This is a genomic window from Mesorhizobium sp. B2-5-13 (assembly GCF_006440535.1).
GTDB lineage: Bacteria > Pseudomonadota > Alphaproteobacteria > Rhizobiales > Rhizobiaceae > Mesorhizobium > Mesorhizobium salmacidum.
Map to the genome: position 1 here is coordinate 81306 of NZ_VFUI01000010.1, position 21208 is coordinate 102513.

18 protein-coding genes are annotated in these 21208 nt (G+C 62.6%); 13 read left to right on the forward strand and 5 right to left on the reverse strand.

Annotation, left to right across the window (positions count from 1 at the left end; all coding sequences use genetic code 11):
- The first annotated feature begins 120 nt into the window (after positions 1-120).
- From FJ434_RS18085 to FJ434_RS18120, 8 genes are all read left to right on the forward strand, one after another.
- Positions 121-1161, forward strand: coding sequence for an aromatic ring-hydroxylating dioxygenase subunit alpha (locus tag FJ434_RS18085; protein ID WP_140750505.1), 1041 nt, complete (start codon positions 121-123; stop codon positions 1159-1161).
- Complete coding sequence (locus FJ434_RS18090; RefSeq protein ID WP_140750503.1) at positions 1158-2285, forward strand: 2Fe-2S iron-sulfur cluster-binding protein; 1128 nt, start codon at positions 1158-1160, stop codon at positions 2283-2285. Before FJ434_RS18085 ends, FJ434_RS18090 begins: the two co-directional genes overlap by 4 nt.
- A 47-nt stretch (positions 2286-2332) precedes the next feature.
- Positions 2333-3454, forward strand: a complete 1122-nt coding sequence (gene hisC, locus FJ434_RS18095; RefSeq protein WP_140750501.1) for a histidinol-phosphate transaminase — start codon at positions 2333-2335, stop codon at positions 3452-3454.
- The gene (locus tag FJ434_RS18100) at positions 3451-4977 is read left to right on the forward strand and encodes an FAD-binding oxidoreductase (protein ID WP_140750499.1); all 1527 of its coding nucleotides are present in this window, start codon (positions 3451-3453) and stop codon (positions 4975-4977) included. The genes hisC and FJ434_RS18100 overlap by 4 nt, the downstream gene beginning before the upstream one ends.
- Positions 4978-4999: 22 nt before the next feature.
- Positions 5000-7009 (forward strand): DUF2817 domain-containing protein, encoded by a 2010-nt coding sequence (locus tag FJ434_RS30505; RefSeq protein ID WP_140750497.1) that lies wholly within the window; start codon positions 5000-5002, stop codon positions 7007-7009.
- A gap of 75 nt (positions 7010-7084) precedes the next feature.
- Positions 7085-7882, forward strand: coding sequence for a transporter substrate-binding domain-containing protein (locus FJ434_RS18110; protein WP_140716619.1), 798 nt, complete (start codon positions 7085-7087; stop codon positions 7880-7882).
- Positions 7883-7959: 77 nt separating this feature from the next.
- A complete protein-coding gene (locus FJ434_RS18115) occupies positions 7960-8673 on the forward strand; it encodes an ABC transporter permease subunit (RefSeq protein ID WP_181166021.1) in 714 nt (237 codons plus the stop codon).
- Complete coding sequence (locus FJ434_RS18120) at positions 8670-9386, forward strand: ABC transporter permease (RefSeq protein WP_140750493.1); 717 nt, start codon at positions 8670-8672, stop codon at positions 9384-9386. The genes FJ434_RS18115 and FJ434_RS18120 overlap by 4 nt, the downstream gene beginning before the upstream one ends.
- A gap of 493 nt (positions 9387-9879) precedes the next feature.
- Here the strand turns inward: FJ434_RS18120 and FJ434_RS18125 are convergent, their stop codons facing one another.
- The 5 genes from FJ434_RS18125 to FJ434_RS18145 form a co-directional block, all read right to left on the reverse strand.
- The gene (locus tag FJ434_RS18125) at positions 9880-10800 is read right to left on the reverse strand and encodes an ABC transporter permease (RefSeq protein ID WP_140503840.1); all 921 of its coding nucleotides are present in this window, start codon (positions 10798-10800) and stop codon (positions 9880-9882) included.
- Positions 10801-10828: 28 nt separating this feature from the next.
- Positions 10829-11923, reverse strand: a complete 1095-nt coding sequence (locus FJ434_RS18130) for an ABC transporter permease (RefSeq protein WP_140503838.1) — start codon at positions 11921-11923, stop codon at positions 10829-10831.
- Entirely contained in the window at positions 11907-13454 is a 1548-nt protein-coding gene (locus tag FJ434_RS18135; protein WP_140750491.1) for an ABC transporter ATP-binding protein, read from the reverse strand. The genes FJ434_RS18130 and FJ434_RS18135 overlap by 17 nt, the downstream gene beginning before the upstream one ends.
- A 96-nt stretch (positions 13455-13550) precedes the next feature.
- Positions 13551-14645: a BMP family ABC transporter substrate-binding protein gene (locus tag FJ434_RS18140; RefSeq protein WP_140750489.1), complete on the reverse strand. Its 1095-nt coding sequence runs from the start codon at positions 14643-14645 to the stop codon at positions 13551-13553.
- The gene (locus FJ434_RS18145) at positions 14642-15469 is read right to left on the reverse strand and encodes a GntR family transcriptional regulator (RefSeq protein WP_140750487.1); all 828 of its coding nucleotides are present in this window, start codon (positions 15467-15469) and stop codon (positions 14642-14644) included. The genes FJ434_RS18140 and FJ434_RS18145 overlap by 4 nt, the downstream gene beginning before the upstream one ends.
- 240 nt (positions 15470-15709) lie before the next feature.
- Here FJ434_RS18145 and FJ434_RS18150 point away from each other — a divergent pair, with 240 nt between their 5' ends.
- From FJ434_RS18150 to FJ434_RS18170, 5 genes are read left to right on the forward strand one after another with little or no spacing between them, the layout of a single operon-like run.
- Positions 15710-16567 carry an aromatic ring-hydroxylating dioxygenase subunit alpha gene (locus FJ434_RS18150; protein WP_140750485.1) on the forward strand — a complete coding sequence of 286 codons (858 nt, stop codon included), beginning with the start codon at positions 15710-15712 and terminating at the stop codon, positions 16565-16567.
- A gap of 33 nt (positions 16568-16600) precedes the next feature.
- Positions 16601-17494: an aromatic ring-hydroxylating dioxygenase subunit alpha gene (locus FJ434_RS18155; RefSeq protein ID WP_140503830.1), complete on the forward strand. Its 894-nt coding sequence runs from the start codon at positions 16601-16603 to the stop codon at positions 17492-17494.
- Between the two features lie 24 nt (positions 17495-17518).
- Positions 17519-19285 carry a Rieske 2Fe-2S domain-containing protein gene (locus tag FJ434_RS18160; protein WP_140750483.1) on the forward strand — a complete coding sequence of 589 codons (1767 nt, stop codon included), beginning with the start codon at positions 17519-17521 and terminating at the stop codon, positions 19283-19285.
- A 9-nt stretch (positions 19286-19294) separates the two neighbouring features.
- A complete protein-coding gene (locus tag FJ434_RS18165) occupies positions 19295-19945 on the forward strand; it encodes a glutathione S-transferase (RefSeq protein WP_140750481.1) in 651 nt (216 codons plus the stop codon).
- Positions 19946-20004: 59 nt separating this feature from the next.
- Positions 20005-21132, forward strand: a complete 1128-nt coding sequence (locus FJ434_RS18170; protein ID WP_140750479.1) for an S-(hydroxymethyl)glutathione dehydrogenase/class III alcohol dehydrogenase — start codon at positions 20005-20007, stop codon at positions 21130-21132.
- The last annotated feature ends 76 nt before the right edge of the window (positions 21133-21208 follow it).

Genomic DNA, 21208 nt, shown 5'->3' on the forward strand with positions numbered 1-21208 from the left:
TGGGCAACGATCCTGGGGTCAGCTTGATTTAGTTTTTCTAAAATAGAACGCAGATGCAAGTCCTATGTCGTCCCGAACTCGCAAGATATTCATTTGGGCTCACAAGCTGGGGAGGACGCCATGTTTCTTCGAAACTGCTGGTACGTTGCCGCATGGGATCATGAGATTGCCGGCCAGCTGGTGCCGATCCGGATCCTTGGCGAGGACATTGTTCTTTACCGCCGTACCGACGGCGTGGTGGCGGCGCTCGAAGACGCCTGTCCGCATCGCAAGCTGCCGCTGTCCATGGGCCGCATCAAGGGCGATACGGTCGAATGCGGTTACCACGGCCTGACCTTCGACAGCACGGGAACCTGCACGCGGGTACCGGGCGCGGAAAAGATACCGCATGTCGCGTGCGTCCGCTCCTATCCGATCGCCGAACGCTACGGACTGCTCTGGATATGGATGGGTGAGGCGGCAAAGGCCGATCCCGACCTGATTTTCGCGGTCGATCACTGGGGCGATCCGGCGTGGGGTGTCAATCGGGGCGAGTCGATGGCGCTGGATTGCAACTATCTCTACATGACCGACAACCTGCTCGATCCATCACATGTCTCGTGGGTCCACCAGTCGTCCTTCGGCGGTGTCCAGGCCATGGAAGATGCGCCGCTCGAAACCACCGTCGGCGAGGACGGCGTGACGGTGTGGCGCTGGGTGATCGATGCCGCGCCAGCGCCGTTCTATGCGCCCTTCCTCAAATTCTCCGGCAATTGCGACCGCAAGCAGCACTACGAAGTGCGTTACCCCTCCAACGCGATCATCAAGGCGATTTTCGTGCCGGCCCGCACCGGGGGCGAGGGGAAGCCGCTGCACGAGGACGTGTTCCTCATGGACAGCTACAACTTCATGACGCCGGTCGATGAGAACCAGACGAAATATTACTGGTTCCAGATGCGCAATTTCGCTCCCGACGATCTGGAGGTGTCGCGCCAGTTCGCCACCTCCGTGCGCGGCGCTTTCGACGAGGACCGCACCGTGCTCAATGCCGTGCACAAAGGCATGGCCAACAAGCGCACACCTAATCTCGATCTCAAGATCGATGTCGGGCCGCTGCGTTTTCGCCGCAACCTGGCAAAGCTGATCGCCAGCGAAAGCCAGCAATTGGTGGCCGCCGAATGAACGCATTCACCGCTCGCGACACCATCGCAAGAAGCGGATTTCGCGACCTGAGGGTGGTTGCGAAAGTGCGCGAAAGCGCCATCATCACGTCGTTCCACATGGAGCCGGTCAATCCAGGGGATTGGCGCGATTTCGAACCGGGCCAGTTCCTAGTATTTAAGATACCCGTGCCGCAGGCGGCCGGCGAAAAGGGATATGTGCTGCGCAACTACAGCGTCTCCTGTTCCCCGGCCGCCAAGGGTCGCTACCGGATCAGCGTAAAGCGTGAAGCAGCACCCGCGCCCGGTCTGCCTGACGGGATAAGCTCATGCTTCCTGCATGACCGGATCGAAGTCGGCGACATACTTCAGGCCGAAGGGCCGCGCGGCGATTTCGTGCTCGACAATGCGAGCAGCCGTCCAGTCGTGCTGCTCAGCGGCGGCGTCGGGCTGACGCCGATGGTGTCGATGCTGCATGCGCTGGCTTCGACGCCGTGCCGCCGTGCCGTGTTCATTCACGCCTGCGAGAACGGCGACGTGCATGCCTTGCGCGACGAGGTCGCGGGCCTTCTCGCGACACGGCCAGGCCTGACCGCGCACTACTGCTACCGATCCCCGTCCGAACGCGACAATGCCGAGCAACACTTCCACAGCGAAGGCATGATTTCGCGGTCCGTGCTACAGCGCCTGTTGCCGTTAGACGATTACGATTTCTACCTCTGTGGTCCGCCGCCGTTCATGAAAGCGATCTACGCCATGTTGCGCGAGCTTGGCGTGCCGAAGCACCGCATCGCCTACGAATTCTTCGGCCCGGCGACGGTGCTTGAGCCTGATGCCGTACGAACCCCAGCGGTTGTTGCGCAGACGGCAAGAATCGCGCCGGCAGCCGAGGAGACAACCGTGGAGTTCCGAAAATCTGGCCTCAAGGCTGTCTGGGACGGGTCCGCCGCATCGCTGCTCGACTTTGCCGAGGATCAAGGTCTGGAACCGGAGTTCAGCTGCCGGTCCGGCGTCTGTGGCACATGCAAGTCGCGGCTGGTCTCGGGCGACGTCGTCTATTTCGAAGAGCCGCTGGACAAGCTGGGAGCAGGCGAAGTGCTGCTGTGCTGCTCCAGGCCGAGCGGATCAGTCGTCCTGGATATTTGACAAGATCGCGATGCCGCGTATGCGCGCGGGGAAACGGAAGTCGGAATTTGGAACAGTCGGTCAAACCAGTGTCGAGCCTGCCGCTCAATCCGCATATCGCGGCGTTGCCGCCCTACAATGCCGGCATGAACATTGCGATGGCGCGGGCGCTGAGTGGCCGCCACGACATTGCCCGGCTGGCCAGCAATGAGAACCCCCACGGCTGTTCACCCGCCGTCATGGCCGCATTGGCCTCCTCATCCTTCGAACCTTGGCGCTATGCCGATCCGGCCTGCACGGCGTTGCGAGCAGCGCTTGGCAAAAGACTCAGTGTCGATCCCGGCCTGATCGTTGCAGGCAACGGCTCCGAGGAGATGATCGCCGCCATCTCGCGCGCCGTCCTGGTGCCGGGGGCCTCGGTGGTCACCACAGTGCCGAGCTTCGGCCTGCATGAGATAGAGCCGCTGGCGGCGGGTGCCGCTGTCGTCAAGATCGCGATGACACCCGAAATGGGGTTCGATCTTGCTGCGCTCGAAACGGCAATCGCCGCCGGGCCGCGGATCGTTTTCATATCCTCGCCGTGGAACCCGGTCGGACCGGGACTCGACCATTCCAGCCTGCAACGGCTGATCGGCGCCGTGCAGCCAGGCACGCTTCTTGTCCTCGACGAAGCCTATTTCGAATTTGCCGATCCCGGCGCACCCGACGGCATCAAGGTCCTGCGCGACAGCGGCATCGACCATGTGGTGCTGCGGACATTTTCGAAGGCCTATGGCCTGGCGGGACTGCGCGTGGGCTATGCCGTCTGTTCGAGCCTCGAACTGGCGCGAGTGATCGCCGCTGCCAAGACGCCGTTCAACGTCAATGCGGCGGCGCAGACCGCAGCCATCGCCGCACTCGCCGACGAAAGCTGGATGAAGGCGTCGGCGGGCCACGTCAGGGCCGAGCGCGCGCGCACCGCCGCCGCGCTTGCCGGCCTTGGTTTCCGGGTTGCACCGTCGCAGACTAACTTCCTGTTCTTTGACTGCAAGGGCGACAGTTCGAACCTCGCCGCCGGTCTCCTGAAGCAAGGGATCATTGTCAAGGCGTGGCGCGAAGCCGGCTACGAGCACTATCTGCGCGCCACTATCGGGCTGCCGGCTGACAACGACCGGCTGATTGCGGCCGTCCAGGAATTGGTAACGCGATGACCGGCCTCGCGTCTCCAAGGCAAATGAACTCGACCGACCAGGCGGTGCCGCCGTCGGTTATCAACGCGATCCGCGATGTCGTCGGTGCGGCGAATGTGCGTACCGGAGAGGATGCCGGGGCGATCGACCTTGGCTCGAATGGCGCGGATTGTGGCGCCGGCATCGTCGTTGCGCCTTTATCGACCGCCGAAGTCGCGGCGGTGGTGCGCATCTGCCGCCAGAACGAGATCCCGATCGTGCCGCAAGGTGGGCGGACCGGCCTGGTCGGCGGCAGCGTTTCGCGGCCAGGCGAGATCGTCCTTTCGATGATGCGCATGAACCGCATCGAGCGGCTTGATCCCGTCGAACGCGTGGCCGTCGTCGGCGCCGGGGTCACTCTTGAAGCGCTGCAAGAGGCCTCGCGCGAACACCGGCTGGAGCCGGGCGTCGATCTTGCGGCACGCGGCTCGGCGACGATCGGCGGCATGGTGTCCACCAATGCCGGCGGCGTGATGGCTTTTCGCAACGGCGTCATGCGCCACCGCGTGCTTGGCCTCGAGGCCGTTCTGGCCGACGGATCGGTCTATTCCGATCTTACCCGGGTGGTGAAGAATTCCGCCGGCTATGATCTGAAACATCTCTTCATCGGTGCCGAGGGCACGCTCGGCATCGTCACCCGAGTGGCCGTCAAGCTCGATCCTTCACCGCGCGCCACAGCGACCGCGCTTTTCGGGCTGCCATCGGTCGAGGCGGCCCTGCGGACAATTCAGCTGGCGCTTGAATCCGACGCCGGGCATCTGCGCGCGGCCGAGGCAATGTGGACCTCGTATTTCGGCCTGGCCGCCGCCGCGCATGAATGGTCTGAACCCAGCGTGCCGCTCGATCAGCCGCTGTTCCTGCTGCTGTCGCTTGGCGGCGCGCACGAAAATGCACTGCGCGAGGGCTTCGAGCGTATCTATTTGGAGACGGTGCAGCAGTATCCCGAAGCGACCGGCATCATCGCCGACTCGCGGCGGCAGGAAGACGAGCTGTGGCGGCTGCGCGAGGACACCAGCGTGCTCTACCGCGCTCATCCCCAGGCGCCTTCGTTCGACGTGTCTGTGCCATTGTCGGAAATTCCGGCCTATCTCGATAGAATCCTGCCTGGGCTCGCCGCGATCGAACCGGATCTCGCGCCCTATGTCTTTGGACATCTGGCCGACGGGAATCTGCACATCATCTTGAACCGAAAAGGCCCGCTTGGCCTTGACATGGCGGAGGCTGTCGAGGGCGTCCTGTATCAACAGCTGCGGGAAATTGGCGGTTCCTTTTCCGCCGAGCACGGTGTTGGGTCAAAACGCATCCATTCCTTGCTGACGACAGCTGACCCGACGAAGCTCGCCGTGATGGAGCGGGTAAAACGAGTGCTGGACGTTCAGTCGATCATGAATCCCGACAAGGTGCTTCCCTGCGACGTCTGGTTCGTCCGATCCTCCAGGCCATCTCATTCTGGTAGCGAACGCCGATTGCCCTTCAAGAACGTGAGCGACCTCACCGATGAGTAACCCCATGCCGGAACCGCAGGGAATGAACGGATTGACCGCCAGCCATCCAGTGGGATCGACCATGCGCCCTGACGAGCCGACCCCGGCCCATGCCTGTGATTTCGGCGCCTTGCGCCAAGAATTTCGCCAAGCGGCCGAGCGGGCGGGCGCGGAGCTGTCTGAATATGTCCATCCGCTGAACGGGCCTGATGGCGGGGCGCTGGCGACGGATGTGGCACTGCTTGGCCGTCGCGACGCGCGCAAGCTGATCGTGCTTATCTCCGGCACGCATGGTGTCGAGGGGCCGTTCGGCTCGACCTGCCAGACCGCCTGGCTCGGCCAGAAGAACCTGCGGCGCTTGCCTGACGACACGGCAATCCTAGCCATTCACCTCATCAATCCGTGGGGCACGGCGTGGTCGCGGCGCGTCAACGAAGACAATGTCGACCTCAACCGCAACTTCATCGACTGGTCTTCGAGTCCTCCGGTCAACAACGGCTATGCCGGTCTGCATGACGCCCTGGCATACCGCGAATGGGAAGGGCCGGACCGCATAGCGGCCGACGAGAAGCTGGCCATGGCGCGCAGGAGGCTTGGACATGCCGGGCTGGCGGCGATCGTCGAGGCCGGCCAGTATGAGTTCGCCGACGGGATGTTCTATGGTGGCGGCGGCCCGGTCTGGTCGAACAGGACGCTGAACGAAATCCTGAAGACCTTTGCCCGCGAGGCGCGTCAAGTCATTGTCTTTGATCTGCATACGGGGGCAGGGCCGTACGGCTATCCGGCGCTGCTTTCGGTGGCGAGTTCCGAGCATGCTGGCCTTGCTTGGGGCAAATCCATTTTCGGGCCGGCGCTGTCGACCGTGCTGACCGGCCCGGGCGCCAAGACAGGCACCGGCATCGCTGCGACGGCGACCGGCTATGTCTCCGACGCCGTCCGCAAGGCAATGCCGAACGCGCGCGTGCTGCCGCTTGTGGTCGAATGCGGCACGCTGAACGGCCCGGCCGTCATGGAAGCGGTGCAGGCCGACAACTGGCTGCATCTGTTCGGCAAGCCCGACTCGCCGCTGGGCAAACGGATCCGGGACACGCTGCGCTCTGCCTTCATTCCGGACGATCCGGATTGGCAGCGCGCCTGCCTGTCCAGCAGCCTGCGCCATTTCGACCGCGCGCTGGCGGACCTGAAGGCTGTCGAGCTGGATCAGGACGAAGCCATCAAAGGCGAACCGCCGCCGCCCACCATTCGCGCTGGGGTTGCCGATCCGGTGCCCGCCGACGAGGCGAAGACCACGACGCCGGCCGTGCAGATCGACGAGCTTCACAAGAGCTTCGGCTCGCTTCTGGTGCTGAAGGGCGTCAATCTCACCGCTCACGCCGGCGAAGTCATTTCCATGATCGGCTCGTCAGGCTCGGGCAAGAGCACGTTCTTGCGCTGCATCAACCTTCTGGAACAGCCGGACGGCGGCAAGGTCGCCATCGACGGCGAACTCATCAAGATGAAGCCGCTGTCCAACGGCCGTCTTGGGCCGGTCGACATGGCGCAGGTCGAGCGGATCCGCGCCCGCGTCGGCATGGTGTTCCAGAACTTCAATCTGTGGCCGCACATGACGGTGGTGGAGAACATCGTCGAAGCGCCCCGGCATGTGCTGAAGGAGCCGCGCGATAAAGCCATCGAACACGCGCACGCGCTGCTGAAGAAGGTAGGGCTCGCCGACAAGCACGCCCATTATCCCGGCCAGTTGTCCGGCGGCCAGCAGCAACGGGCGGCGATCGCGCGCACACTGGCGATGCGGCCCAAGGTCATCCTCTTCGATGAGCCGACATCGGCGCTCGATCCCGAGCTGGTCGGCGAGGTGCTGCGGGTGATCCGTCAACTGGCGGAGGAAGGCAACACCATGATCCTCGTGACGCATGAGATGCAGTTCGCGCGCGAGGTCTCCCACAAGGTTCTGTTTCTCCACCAGGGAAAGTTGGAGGAAGAGGGTGCACCAGCGGAGCTGTTCGGCAGCCCGCGCTCGGAGCGTCTGCGCCAATTCCTGGCACGGACACTGTGAGGCAAGCCCGCATCCTCGAAGCGTCCGGTTCGCACCGGACAACGGCAATGAAGATCAACAACAAGGGGAACTGATATGAAACTGAAAGTCTTCACGCTGCTCGCATGTCTGGCGGGAAGTATGGGCAGCGCATTGGCGGCCGAGGGCGAGCTGTCGATTGGTACGGAAGGCGCCTACCCGCCATGGAGCATGTCCGACGCCAATGGCAACGTGACCGGTTTCGACGCCGATGTCGGCGCATTGCTGTGCACCAAACTCGCGGTGACCTGCCATTTCGTCGTACAGGCGTTCGACGGTTTGATCCCGGCGCTGAAGGCCAAGCGCTTCGATGTCATTATCTCGGGCATGTCGATCACCGCCGACCGCAAGAAGGAGATCAATTTCAGCGTCGGCTATGCCGAACTGGCCAACATGTTCGTCGCGGCCAAGGGTTCTGATCTGGCCGCCATCACCGATGTCGACACCCTGCTGAAATCGCTCGATGGCAAGAAGGTCGGCGTGCAGGCCGGCACCACGCACGCGCACTTTCTTGAGAAGCGTGCGCCGAATGCCGACCTGAAAACCTACGACACACTCGACCAGATGCAGATCGACCTTGCGAGCGGCCGGATCGATACGGCTTTCGCCGATCAATCCGCCTTGCAGGATTTTCTGGACAAGCCGGATGGCAAGAACTTCCAACTCATAGGTGTTGAGATCAAGAGCACGTTCGACCCGACGCTTGGCGAAGGCATCGGCGTCGGCATCGCGCAGGATAACACCGAACTCAAGGCCAAGATCGACAAGGCGCTTTGCGAGTTGATCGCGGACGGCTCGGTCGGCAAGGCCAGCCAGAAATGGTTCAAGACGGACATTTCCCGGCCCTGCAAATAACGCCTTGGAATTCTGGCATGCGCCCGGACAGCCGGGCGCATGCGTCTCATTGGCACGACAGACTTAGGGCAACTCAGATGGAATTCGGTCTTTGGCAGGTTTGGGAAGCGGGTTGGGCGACCGCCATCCTGCGTGGCGCGTCGATCACAATCCTTGTGGGTTTCGTCAGTATGGCGGCCGGTCTGGTGATCGGCATCGCCTGCGGTCTCATCAAATGGGCCCGGATATTTCCGCTTTCGCTGCTGGTCGATGCCTATACCTCGCTGGTGCGCGGGGTGCCCGAACTTCTCATTATCTACCTCCTGTTTTTCAGCTCGGTTGAATTCGTAACCAAGGTCATGACCGCGTTCGGCTATGCCGGTGTCGCGGAGAGCGGCTATGCGTTCGTCATTGCGGTCATCGCCATCGGCGCGATCTCCGGCGCCTATTCGACCGAGGTCGTGCGCGGGGCTCTGGGCGCGATCCCCGATGGGCATATCGAGGCCGCTCGCGCCCTAGGACTGTCGGGCGCTCGGATCTTTCGCCGCATCATCGCCCCGCAGATGCTGCGCATCGCGGTTCCCGGCATCAACAATGTCTGGCAGACGACGATCAAGGACACCGCCTTGGTTTCTGTGGTCGGCCTTCAGGAGTTGATGCGCATTTCCTTCATCGGCGCGAACTCCACCCGCCACCCGTTCATCTTCTACCTGATTGCGGCGGTGGTTTATCTCGCCATCACGCTTGTAAGCCAGGCCGCCTTCGACGGGATCGAACGCCTGCTCAGGCTGCGGACGAGAAAAGCAGTATGATAGACCTCATTCAACTTGCGGTTCCCGTTCTGCTGAAGGGCCTGTGGGTCACGGCGGCGCTGACCCTCGTTTCGGTGGCGATCGGCTTCAATCTGGGCCTCGGTCTGGCGCTGATGCGGCTGTCGTCGAACCGGATGTTGTCAGGTTTCGCCAAATACTACAGCAATGTCTTTCGCGGGACTCCGCTGCTGGTGCAGATCTTCCTGTTCTACTACGGGCTTGGCCAGCTTTCGCTGATCAAGGACAATGCGGCTTTGTGGTGGCTGATCAGCGACGGCGCACGCTGTGCCGTGCTGGCGCTTGCATTGAATACGGCCGCCTACACGTCAGAAATCCTGCGCGGCGGATTGATGTCGGTTCCGGTCGGTCTTGTCGAAGCGGCCCAGGCGTGCGGCATGTCGCGCATGCTGCGGTTCCGCCGCATCGAGTTCCCGCTCGCCATCCGCCAGGCACTGCCGGCCTATGGCAACGAGCTGATCCTTGTCGTCAAAGGCACCAGCCTCGCCTCGACGATCACGGTGCTCGAAATCACCGGCTACGCCAAGCGGCTCATGAGCCAGACTTTCGCGATCTTCGAGATATTCGCCATTGCCGGGGTGCTCTACCTAGTGATCAACCTGCTGCTGATCGCGATTATCCGTTCCATAGAGCGCCTTCTAATGAGGCATGAGTCCTCCTCTAGCCAGAAATCGACCGCACTCAAATCGATCTGACGTGGTTTCATGACGCGTCTGGTGCTCGTTCTTCGCGATCAGGCCGCCTTCGTCAACCTTGGCGGGCAAGCATGGCGGATCGGCCACCATAGCTGTGGCGCTGACAGCTATATTAGGCGCTTCTTCTTTCGCACTGCCGACGATTGGGCGAGCGTGGCGAGTCAAAGACCCACGCAAGAACTATGAGAGCCTCAGCAGATTCCACCGACCCTCGGATCGGTATGCGCAATGGTTTCGTGCGCATCTCATCTGGGGCGAACCAGTGCCGATGATATCGATGGCGCCGAACACAGCTGTTTCAATAGGTTAGTGGTTTGTGGTACCGGGAGAGCGCTACCGCCTTCCCCACACTCATCGAGCCGTCCATTCCGGCTTCGCTGCTACCGCTGAGCACCTAGCCTGGCCACTTCGATGGTTGAAGGTCCCTGGCTGGCGCGTGCGGCAAAGGTCGGCAACGAGTGCAAAGACAGATTTTGAACCCGACATCCCTGGCTCATCTCGTCGGGCGGAAGGGCTTTGCCAGCGAGGCCGGGAAATGCAGGGCCAGCATCTGACGGTTCCTGGAGATCAGCACAAGGACCATGATGGTCGCCAGATAAGGCAGGGCCGACAACAGTTCGGACGGTACCTCCAGCCCCAGCGCCTGTCCTTGCAGCTGAAGGATCGTCATGCCGCCGAACAGCCAGGCGCCAAGCAGGATGCGCAGCGGCCGCCAGGTGGCGAAGACCACCAGCGCCAACGCGATCCAGCCCTTGCCGGCGGTCATGTTCTCGACCCATAGCGGCGTATAGGCAACCGACAAATAGGCGCCTGCCAGACCCGCCATCAGCCCGCCGAACAGCACGGCCATGTAGCGGATCCTGATCACGGGGTAGCCGATCGCATGCGATGTCTGCGGCGACTCGCCAATCGTGCGCAGAACCAGGCCGGCTTTGGTCCGGTAGAGGAACCAGCTTATAGCGCCGAACATCAGCAGGGCCAGATAGACCATCGGATCGAAGCGGAACAGCAGCGGGCCGATCAGCGGCAAATCGGACAGCATAGGGATGTCGACGCGGTGCAGCGCCTCGATCGGTTCGCTGCCGAAGCCGCGCCCAAGGAAGGCCGAGACGCCCGAGCCGAAGATCGCCAGCGCCAGGCCGGCGGCATATTGATTGGTCAGGAAAGTCAGCGCCAGGACGCCGAACAGCAGCGAGGCGGCAGCACCGGCCAGCGCGCCGGCCAGGATCGCGGCAGGCATGGAATAGCCCGCGGTGACCGCCCAGAAAGCAAGGGCAGCGCCCATCAGCATCATGCCTTCGATCCCGAGATTGAGAACGCCGGATTTCTCGACCACGAGTTCGCCGAGCGCGGCGAAGATCAGCGGTGTGGCGGCGATGACGGTGCCGGTGAAAATGGCAATGAACAGATCCATCAGGCTGTCTCCCCTGTCCGAAAGCTGCTCATCGTGCCGTCTCTAGCGCATGCGTGTCCCGGACGGGTCTTACCAGGCGAACGCGATAGAAGATGAAGAGGTCTGCGGCGAGCAGGAAGAACAGCAGGATGCCCTGGAAGATGCGTGTCAGCGCTGACGGCAGGCCGAGCGTCATCTGCACACCTTCGCCGCCCAGGAAAAGCAGCGACATCAACAGCCCGCCAAGCACGATGCCGAAGGCGTTCAGCCGTCCGATGAAGGCAACGATGATGGCCGCGAAACCGTAGCCTGGCGAAATCTGCGGCGAAAGCTGCCCAAGCGGCCCTGCGGCCTCCGCCATGCCGGCGATGCCGGCCGCCGCACCCCCCGCCAGCATTCCGATCCACACCGCCGCCGATTCGCGGAAGCCGGCATAGCGGGCGGCTAGCGGTGCGGCCCCGCTTACCGACATCTTGTAGCCGAGAAAGCTGCGGTCGGTGAACAGCCACATCAGGAATACGGCGACGACGGTGATGAAGATCGAGGAATTAAGCCGGTAGGCCGGGTCGAAGGACCCAAACAGCGCCGCCGTCGGCAGAAGCGCGGTCTGCGGGTAGTTGAAGCCGGCCGGATCGCGCCAGGGTCCATGCACGAGATAGGACAGGAACAGCGTGGCGATATAGGTCATCATCAGCGTGACGAGGATTTCGTTGGTGTTCATGCGGGCGCGCAGGAAAGCAGGGATCGCCGCCCAAGCCATGCCGGCGCCCATGCCGGCGAGAAACATCAGCGGCAACAGAAGCACGCTTTCGGGGTCCGGCCAGAAAAGCCCGACGCCGCTGGCGGCAATCGCACCCATAGTGAACTGGCCCTCGGCGCCGATGTTCCAGACATTGGCGCGAAAGCCGACCGCCAGCCCGCAGGCGATCAGGATCAGCGGCGAGGCCTTGAGCAGCCATTCGGACAGGCCGTTCATCGAGGAGAGCGGCTCGATGAAGAAGGCATTGAGGGTCGCCAGCGGATCGTGTCCGAGCGATGCGAAGAAAATCGATCCGACGACAACCGTCAACAGTGTTGCCAGTGCTGGCGCGGCGATGCGCATCAGCGAGGAAGGCTCCGGTCTTTGTTCAATCCTGAAGCGCATCGTTGCCGACCCCATTCGCCAATACGCCGTCACGCATGCCGCGGCCCGTCATCAGAAGTCCGATCTCCTCGCGATCGGTCGTCTTGCGCGCCAGCGACGGGGAGACCTTCCCCTGGCAGATCACCAGCAGCCGATCACAGATCTCGAACAACTCGTCTAGTTCTTCCGAGATGACGAGCACCGCCGCGCCGGCACGACTGAGGTCGACGATGGTCTGCCGGATGAAGGCGCTCGCGCCGACATCGACCCCCCAGGTCGGCTGAGATACGAGGAAGAGCTTCGGCTGGAGCGCGATCTCGCGCCCGACAATGAATTTCTGCAGATTGCCGCCGGACAGGCTTTGCGCGGTTGCGTGCGCCCCGTTGGCCTTGACCTTGAATTTTTCGATGATGCCCTTGGCGAAGGTCTTGGCCCTGCGCCGGTCGACCAGCCCGTTGCGCACCGTGCCGAAGCGGTGCGCGGTCAGCACCGCATTTTCCCACAAGGTGTGCGACGGCACGGCGCCGCGTCCGAGCCGCTCTTCGGGAACGAAGGCGACGCCGAGCTTGCGCCGTTCCTGTGGGCGAAGACGGGCTGCGGCCGTTCCGCAAATCCGGATGGCGTCGTTGCGCTCATGCGTGCGCTCGCCGCTCAGCAGGGCGATCAGTTCGGCCTGGCCATTGCCGGAAATGCCGGCCAGGCCGACGATCTCACCGCCATGCACGTTGAACGACACGTTCTTCAGGTCGACGCCGAAATGATCCCGGGCCTTCACTGTAAGGCGGTTGACCTCGAGCACTGGCCTGTCGCTCGGCGCCGGCGGGCCGACATGCATTTCGGGCAGTTTCGAGCCCACCATCATGCGGGCAAGCTCCAGCGACGTCGTCTCCTTCGGGCGCGCGGTGCCGGTGATCTTGCCGTTGCGCAGCACGGTGGCGGTGTCGCAAAGCTCCTGCACCTCATCAAGCTTATGGCTGATATAGACGATGCTGCAGCCTTCGCTGGCCAGCTGCCGGAGCGTTTCAAACAGTTTCATCACCGCTTGCGGCGTCAACACCGAGGTCGGCTCGTCCAGGATCAGCAGTTTCGGCGCCTGCAGCAGGCAGCGCACGATCTCGACGCGCTGGCGTTCGCCGACCGACAGGTCATGCACCTGGCGATGTGGATCGATGGGCATGCCGTAGCGACGCGACAGCTCGCGGATCCTGTTGGCGAGCGAAGGCAGATGGAAGGTGCTGCTGGCCGAGAGCGCTATGTTCTCGACCACTGAAACGGACTCGAACAGCGCGAAATGCTGGTAGACCATTTCGATGCCAAGCGCGCGGGACATCGCCGGGTTATGCGTGGCGATCGGATTGCCGTCGCAGTAGATTTCGCCCGAATCGGCTTGCGCGGCTCCATAGATGATTTTCATCAAAGTGGATTTGCCTGCGCCGTTTTCGCCCAGCACGGCATGGATCTCGCCCGGCTGGATCGACAGCGAAACATCGTCATTGGCGACGACCCCGGGATAGCGTTTGCAAATATTGCGCAGTTCTAGACGCGGGTGCATGGCGAGTCCTGCCGTGGCATTGGGCGAGGTGGGACGATGCGCAAACGGGCAGGCGCCGAAGCATGAAGCTTCAGCGCCGCCCGGCCTGGGTGACGATCAGCTTAGCCTGCCGATCATCCCCTTCACGAACCAGTTCATGCCGCGAATGTCGTCGTCGGCCAGAACCGATCCGGCGGCAACCTTGACCTTACCGTCCTGGTCCTTCAGCTCGCCGGCATAGGGGTGCACCTTGCCACTGCCGATGTCGGCCTCGAGCTGCTTGAGCTTGGCGCGGGCGTCGGCGGGAATGCCTTCATTGTAGGGTGCCATTTTCACCACGCCGGCAGCCAGTCCATCCCAGCGCACTTTCGGCTTCCAGGTGCCGGCGGCGACCGCCTTGGCGGCGCCGACATAGTCGCTGGTCCAGTCGAGAACGAAGGAGGTCAGCTGCTTGCCCGAGGCGAATTTCGACATGTCGCTGGCGTAGCCGATCGACCAGGCGCCGCCATCACCGGCGACTTGCACGCCGGTGGCGGTGTCGGTCATCGAGCAGACGACGTCGCAGCCTTGCGAGATCAGCGTCTTGGCCGCCTCCTTCTCCTTGCCGGGATCGAACCAGGAATTCAGGAAGATGGCATTGCAGGTGGCATTCGGATTGACGCTTTGCGCGCCAAGCAGCAGCGCATTGGCCGGTCCGACGATGTCGGGGATCGGAAAGCCGCCGATGAAACCGATCTTGCCCGATTTCGACATGGTGCCGCCCGCCGCGCCGGCGACGAAGGTGCCTTCGTAATATTTGGCTTCGAAGGTTCCCAGATTGGCGAGGTGGACGATGCCTGAGCAGTGTTCGAATGCCACCTTGGGAAATCGCGGCGCCACCTTCTGCATCGGCGTTCCGTGCGAAAAGCTTGTGCCGAAGATCAGCCTGTTGCCGGCGCTGGCCAGTTCGCGGAAGACGCGCTCGGCGTCCTGCGGCATGAAAATATTGTCGATGACGGTGAGCTCGACCTTGTCACCGAACTCGGCCTTGATGGCATCGACCCCGAGGCTGTGCTGCTTGGTCCAGCCGATCTCAGCGACCGGCGAGACATAGACGGCACCGATCTTCAGCACCTCCTGCGCCCGCGCGATAGTGCTTAGTCCTCCCGAGCCAAGGGCCGCACCGGCCGCGCCGCTGTATTTCAGGAATTCGCGTCTGGTTAAATTGTTCATGATGATAACCCTCTGTTGGTTTTTTTTGTCGATGCCCGGCTTGTCGGTGCCTGGTCTGTTCCGGGGAGGAGATGGAGATGCATTGCCGCGTCGCCATCGCCGGATGTCTTCGGCGACCTTCGCAGCGGAACGGCTGCCGCCTTGTCGCCGTCGAGATAGGGAGCGAGCGCCTCGGCTGGCGTCATCTCGGGAAACACCTCGCGATCCATGATGTAGCCGCGCACCACGGTGCGATGGTGGGTGTCGATCAGATCCATCGCCTGCTTTAGGCGGCCTTTTTCGAGGAGGTCGACGACCCGCGAGTGGTCGTCGAGCAGGTTGCAGTAGTCGAAATCGGCGGTGATGAGCGAGCGCAGCAGCGTGGTGCGGCGCACGAGCTGCGCATGGATTTCCTGCATCACCTTGTTGCGGCTGAGCCGCACGAACACGGTGTGGAATTCCTGTCCGAGCACGTCGGCGAGCGCATCATTGCCGGCGGCGACGGCCTGACGCTGCCGCTCGACATGCTGGCGCAGTTCGGCCCAGCCTGCCGGCCCCAGGCGATCGCTGAGCTGGGCCGCCACGCCCTGTTCGACGAGCGTCAGCGCGTCGTAGATCTCCATCGCTTCCTGCATGCTCGGTCTGGCGACGAAGGCGCCGCGATTGCGCTCGATCTGGGCCAGCCCGTCATCCGCGAGCCTTATCAGCGCCTGACGCACCACGATGCGGCTGACGTCGAATATCTCGGCCAGTTCCCGTTCGCCGAGTTTGCAGCCCGGCACGAGCCGATGATCGATAATGGCGCGCGTCAAAGTGTCGGCGATCGTTTGGGAACGCCCACTCACGGCATTGCTCTCCGCCACTTCCAGGACATGATCAGCAGGCTCCCACAGTGAGCCGGGACGCAACATATTCCCGGATTCAGAATTTCATGCATCGGAATGCAATCGAGGAAATCTGTCAACACAAAAAACGAATTTGGCCGACAAAAAATTATTGATTGATATCCAATCTTGTGGTTTCGTGATCTCGAAACGCCGGGCTAGGTTCATGGTGAAGGGCTAGCCGAGTTGGGAGGGAAGCCGATGGCAACCCGCTGCGTCGATCGCGAGCTTCTGAACGACTGGCATGTTGTCGCCGACCAGGAATCGCTCAGCCAGGATACGCCATTTCCGACACGTCTGCTGGGGGCCGACCTCGTGGTGCGCAGGCGTCGCGACAGGACTGAGGTCGTGCGCTCCGATACCGGCTCCGTGCTGAGGAGCGCTGAGCGCTACGGCTTCATCTGGGCATGTCTCGACCAGCCTTGGCGCGACATCATCTACATTCCCGAGGCCAACGAGGCCGACCGCCATCTCGTCAGTGGCGGGTCGATCGCGGTCAAGGTGTCCGGCCTTCGGGCCGTCGAGAATTTTCTGGACATGGGCCATTTCCCCTTCATCCACACCGGCTGGCTTGGCGAAGAGCCGCATACGGAAGTGGCCCCCTACAAGGTGGAAATCACCGCTCAGGACGAGGTGCTGGCGACCGAATGTAAATTCTATCAGCCCATCGCCTCGCCGACCGCCAAGGAAGGATTTGTCGTCGACTACATCTATAAGGTGATCCGGCCCTATACGGTGGCGCTTTACAAGAGCAATCCGATCCAGAAGGACCGGCTCGAAGTGATCACTCTGTTCGTGCAGCCGGTCGACGAGGAAAACTGCATCGCCCATCCCTACCTCTGCTATCTCAAGGAAGGTATGGAGGCGGCGACGGTTCGCAGCTTCATGCAGCTCATCTTCGGCCAGGACAAACCGATCCTGGAGAACCAGATGCCGAAGCGCCTGCCGCTCGATCCGCGCGCCGAGACACCGATCCGCGCCGACGCCGTCTCGATTTCCTACCGACGCTGGCTGCGTGACCGGGCCGTCACCTACGGCGCTATACCGGCGCAAATCTGATTTGGGCGCCCTGACGACATTGAAGAGGGTAATATGATGACAAAATGCTCGGATCCCGTGATCCTCAATCTCTGGCACCCCGTAGGCGCGATCGCCGAACTCGCTCCCGGAGCCTTCCAGGAAACGGTTCTGCTGGAGGAGCGCCTAAGCTTTGCCGTCGATGCCGATGGAGAGCCCGTCGTCTGGCGATCGCGGCAGGATATGCACCGGGCCGACCAGGTTCCGGCTGCCGACCGGCTGCCGGCAAGGAGCGCCTACGGCTATGTCTGGACCTCGCTCGGCTCGCCGCCGGCCGATCTTTTCCCGATCCCGGAATATGGCGAACCCGATCGTCGCAAGCTCAATGCAGCCACGTTCGGCGTCAACGTCTCGGCGCCCCGCGCCATCGAGAATTTTCTCGACATGGGCCACTTTCCTTATGTCCACACCGATATTCTCGGCGTCGAGCCGCACACCGAGGTCAAGGAGTACGATGTCGAGATCTCCGTCGACCGCGACGAGATCCTGGCGACGCGTTGCCGCTTCTTCCAGCCGATGGCTTCGACCGCTTCCGACGGTGGCGCGGACGTGGATTACGTCTATCGCGTGCCGCATCCCTATTGCTCGGTGCTCTACAAATCGAGCCCGGTCGACGAGGCCCGGCGTGATGTGATCGCCATCTTCCTGCAGCCGGTCGACCAGGAGCACGTGCGCGCGCACATGCTGCTTTGCGTGCTCGACGAAGATAATGAAGACAAGGTGATCAAGCGCTTCCAGCAGACGATCTTCGGCCAGGACAAGCCGATCCTGGAAAACCAGGTGCCGAAACGCCTGCCGCTCGATCCGCGCGCCGAAACTCCGATCCGTGCTGACAAGTCCGCCATCGCATACCGGCGCTGGCTCAGCCAGAAGGGCGTGACCTACGGGGTCATTCCGGCCGCGGCCTGACAAGACATTTTTTGGAGACGACGAATGCTGGAAATAGCCAAGAGCCAGTGGCATCCGATCGCTGCCGCCCATGACCTGCCCTACCGCCATGTTTTCCACGGCCAATTGCTCGGCCGGGAATTCGCGGTCTGGCGTGCCGACGACGGGTACGTCAACATCTGGGAGAACCGCTGCCTGCATCGCGGCGTCAGGTTGTCGATCGGCATCAATGACGGCCGCGAGCTGAAATGCCAGTATCACGGCTGGCGCTATTCGAACCGCACGGCCGGCTGCACCTATATCCCCGCGCACCCCGCCGATGCACCGGCCCGCACCATCACCAACCGGACCTTCCCGGCGGTGGAGCGCTATGGCCTTGTCTGGTCGTCCGAGGAGCCGCGGGGTGAGGTCCCCGATGTCACCGGGCTGACCGAGAGCAAGCTGCTGGTCTTGCGCGGAATCCCGGTCAACGCACCGGCAGGCAAGGTTGTGGAAAGACTGAGGGCCTATCGTTTCCAGCCCAGCGCCGCCGTCGAAGGCGAAGGTGCCGAGACCGTGGTCGAAGCTGCGCAGGATTTCGTGGTGGCGCTGCGCTCGGCGGACGGCGGCGCGCAGACGCAAGGGGTCTTCTTCGTCCAGCCGGTCGATTCCAACCGTTCGGTCATCCGTGGCGTGCTCGATGAGGATGCAGAAGGGGCGGCGCGCATCGCCATCCTGCGCCACCACAATGAAAGGCTGTCGAAGCTGCGCGACGAGGCGGAGCGCGAGGCGGCCACCGCGCAGGCGCCGGCGCCGATCGAACCGGTTTACGAAAGGGTGTCCACCGAACTCGCCGAAATGCCTGAAGCGAGCACGCATGCCCGTAAGGCGGCACTGCGCGTCACGGTGGCGAGGAAATGGCAAGCGGCCGACGGCGTTGCCGGTTTCGAGCTTCGCCCGATCAAAGGCATCCTGCCCACCTTCCAGCCCGGTGCGCACATCGACGTGCACATGCCCAATGGCGAGATCAGGCAGTATTCGATCACCAACGGTCCTGGCGAAACCGACAGCTTCGTCATCGGCGTCAAGCTGGAGCGCGATTCCAAGGGCGGTTCGAAATGCATGCACGAAACCGTGCGCGAAGGCGACGTGCTGGCGATTTCCGAGCCGCGCAATAATTTCCCGCTGCGCCGCGATGCGATCAAGACGCTGTTCGTAGCCGGCGGCATCGGCATCACGCCGTTGTTGGCCATGGCGCAGGCGCTGAAGAACCAGGAACTGACGCACGAGCTTCACTATTTCGCGCAGGGCGAAGAACACCTCGCTTTCTCTGATCGGCTGAAGCATCTCGGCGATGCACTCAAGCCGCATCTCGCGCTATCGCCGGACGCGACCGGAGCCGAGCTGCGGCAGATCCTCGCCGGTTACCGGAATGGGATGCATCTCTATATCTGCGGACCCGGACCGATGCTGGAGGCGGCGCGAAAGATCGCGGCCGAGCAGGGCTGGCCGGAGAGCGCGGTACATTTCGAGTACTTCAAGAACGCCAACAAGATCGATGACAGTTCGAGCTTCGAGATCGTCTTGGCGCGTTCGTGCGTCACGCTCCAGGTGCCTGCCGGCAAGACGATTATGCAGGTGATGCGCGAGAACGGCATCGATGTGCCGTCGTCCTGCGAGCAAGGCGCCTGCGGCACCTGCGTGGCGACGGTGATCGAAGGCGAGCCGGACCACCAGGACGTCTATCTCAACGATGCCGAGCGGAAAGCCGGCACCAGAATCATGACCTGCGTGTCGCGGGCCAAATCGGCGCGCCTCGTGCTGGATACCTAGGAGCAGCCGATGATCACGCTTTACGACTACGAACTGTCGGGCAATTGCTACAAGCTGCGTTTGCTGATGAGCTTCCTCGGCGTCGACTACAAGACGGTCCCGGTCGATTTCTATCCCGGCCGCGAACACAAATCGGAATGGTTCCTGAGGCTCAATCCGCTCGGGCAGTTGCCGGTCATCGACGATGACGGGCTGGTGCTGCGCGACGCCCAGGCGATCCTGGTCTACCTCGCCGCGAAATACGATCCGTCTGGCACCTGGTACCCCAGGGACAACCCGGCCCTGCTCGGCGAGATCAGCCAGTGGCTGGCCTTCGCCGACAGCATTACCTCCACCGCATCGGCCGCCCGCCTGCACGATGGGCTGTTCTATGACTTCGACATCGATGCGGCGCGCGCCGGCGCGCACCGGCTATTCCGTATCCTTGACGAGCATCTGTGGTTCGGCGAACAGCAGGGGCGCGGCTGGATCTGTCCTGCCGATCATCCGACCATCGCCGACATCGCTTGCTTTCCCTACATCATGCTGTCGGAGGAGGGTGGCATTCCGCGTCAGGACTATCCGGCTATGCGGCGCTGGTGCGATCGCGTCAAGCGCATCAAGGGTTTTGCCGTCATGTCGGGCGTGTTTCCTGCGGGACCGGCCAAGGCTGCCGCATAATTTAATTTTCAATCGTATAGCCGGGCGATCGTCTCGGCGGGCAAGTTTGGGAGAGAGAAATGAAAACCCGCGCCGCTGTCGCTGTTGGAGCCGGAAAGCCGCTTGAGATCATGGAGGTCGACCTCGAGGGACCGCGCGATGGCGAGGTGCTGGTCGAAATCAAGGCGACCGGCATCTGCCACACCGACGAGTTCACGCTGTCAGGCGCCGACCCCGAAGGCATCTTCCCGGCCATTCTCGGCCATGAAGGCGCCGGCGTCGTGGTCGATGTCGGCAAGGGCGTCACCTCGGTCAAGAAGGGCGACCACGTCATCCCGCTCTACACGCCGGAATGCCGGCAGTGTCCATCCTGCCTGTCGCGCAAGACCAATTTGTGCACCGCTATCCGTGCCACGCAAGGCCAGGGCCTGATGCCGGACGGCACGTCGCGCTTCTCGATCGGCAAGGACAAGATCTTTCATTACATGGGCTGCTCGACCTTCTCCAACTTCACCGTGCTGCCGGAGATCGCGGTCGCGAAGGTCAATCCGGACGCGCCTTTCGACAAGATCTGCTACATCGGCTGCGGCGTCACCACCGGCATCGGTGCGGTCATCAACACCGCCAAGGTAGAGCAAGGTGCGACATCAGTGGTCTTCGGCCTCGGCGGTATCGGCCTCAATGTCATCCAGGGCCTGAAGCTTGCCGGCGCCGACATGATCATCGGTGTCGACCTGAACAACGACAAGAAGGAATGGGGCGAGCGATTCGGCATGACGCATTTCGTCAATCCGAAGGAGATCGACGGCGACATCGTCCCTCACCTCGTCAACATGACCAAGCGCGGTGCCGACCAGATCGGCGGCGCCGACTACACGTTCGACTGCACCGGCAACACCAAGGTGATGCGCCAGGCGCTGGAAGCTTCGCATCGCGGTTGGGGCAAGTCGGTCGTCATCGGCGTCGCCGGCGCCGGCCAGGAGATTTCGACACGGCCGTTCCAGTTGGTCACCGGTCGCAGCTGGATGGGCACCGCCTTCGGCGGCGCACGCGGCCGCACCGACGTGCCCAGGATCGTCGACTGGTACATGGACGGCAAGATCCAGATCGACCCGATGATCACCCACACGCTGAAGCTCGAGGACATCAACAGGGGATTCGACCTCATGCATGAGGGCAAGTCGATCCGGAGTGTCGTGGTTTACTGAAGACGGCCACACGCCGCCGGCCATCCGGCCAGCGACCCCAGGAAGACAACCGTCTCGGAAGTCGGCGCCATGATGA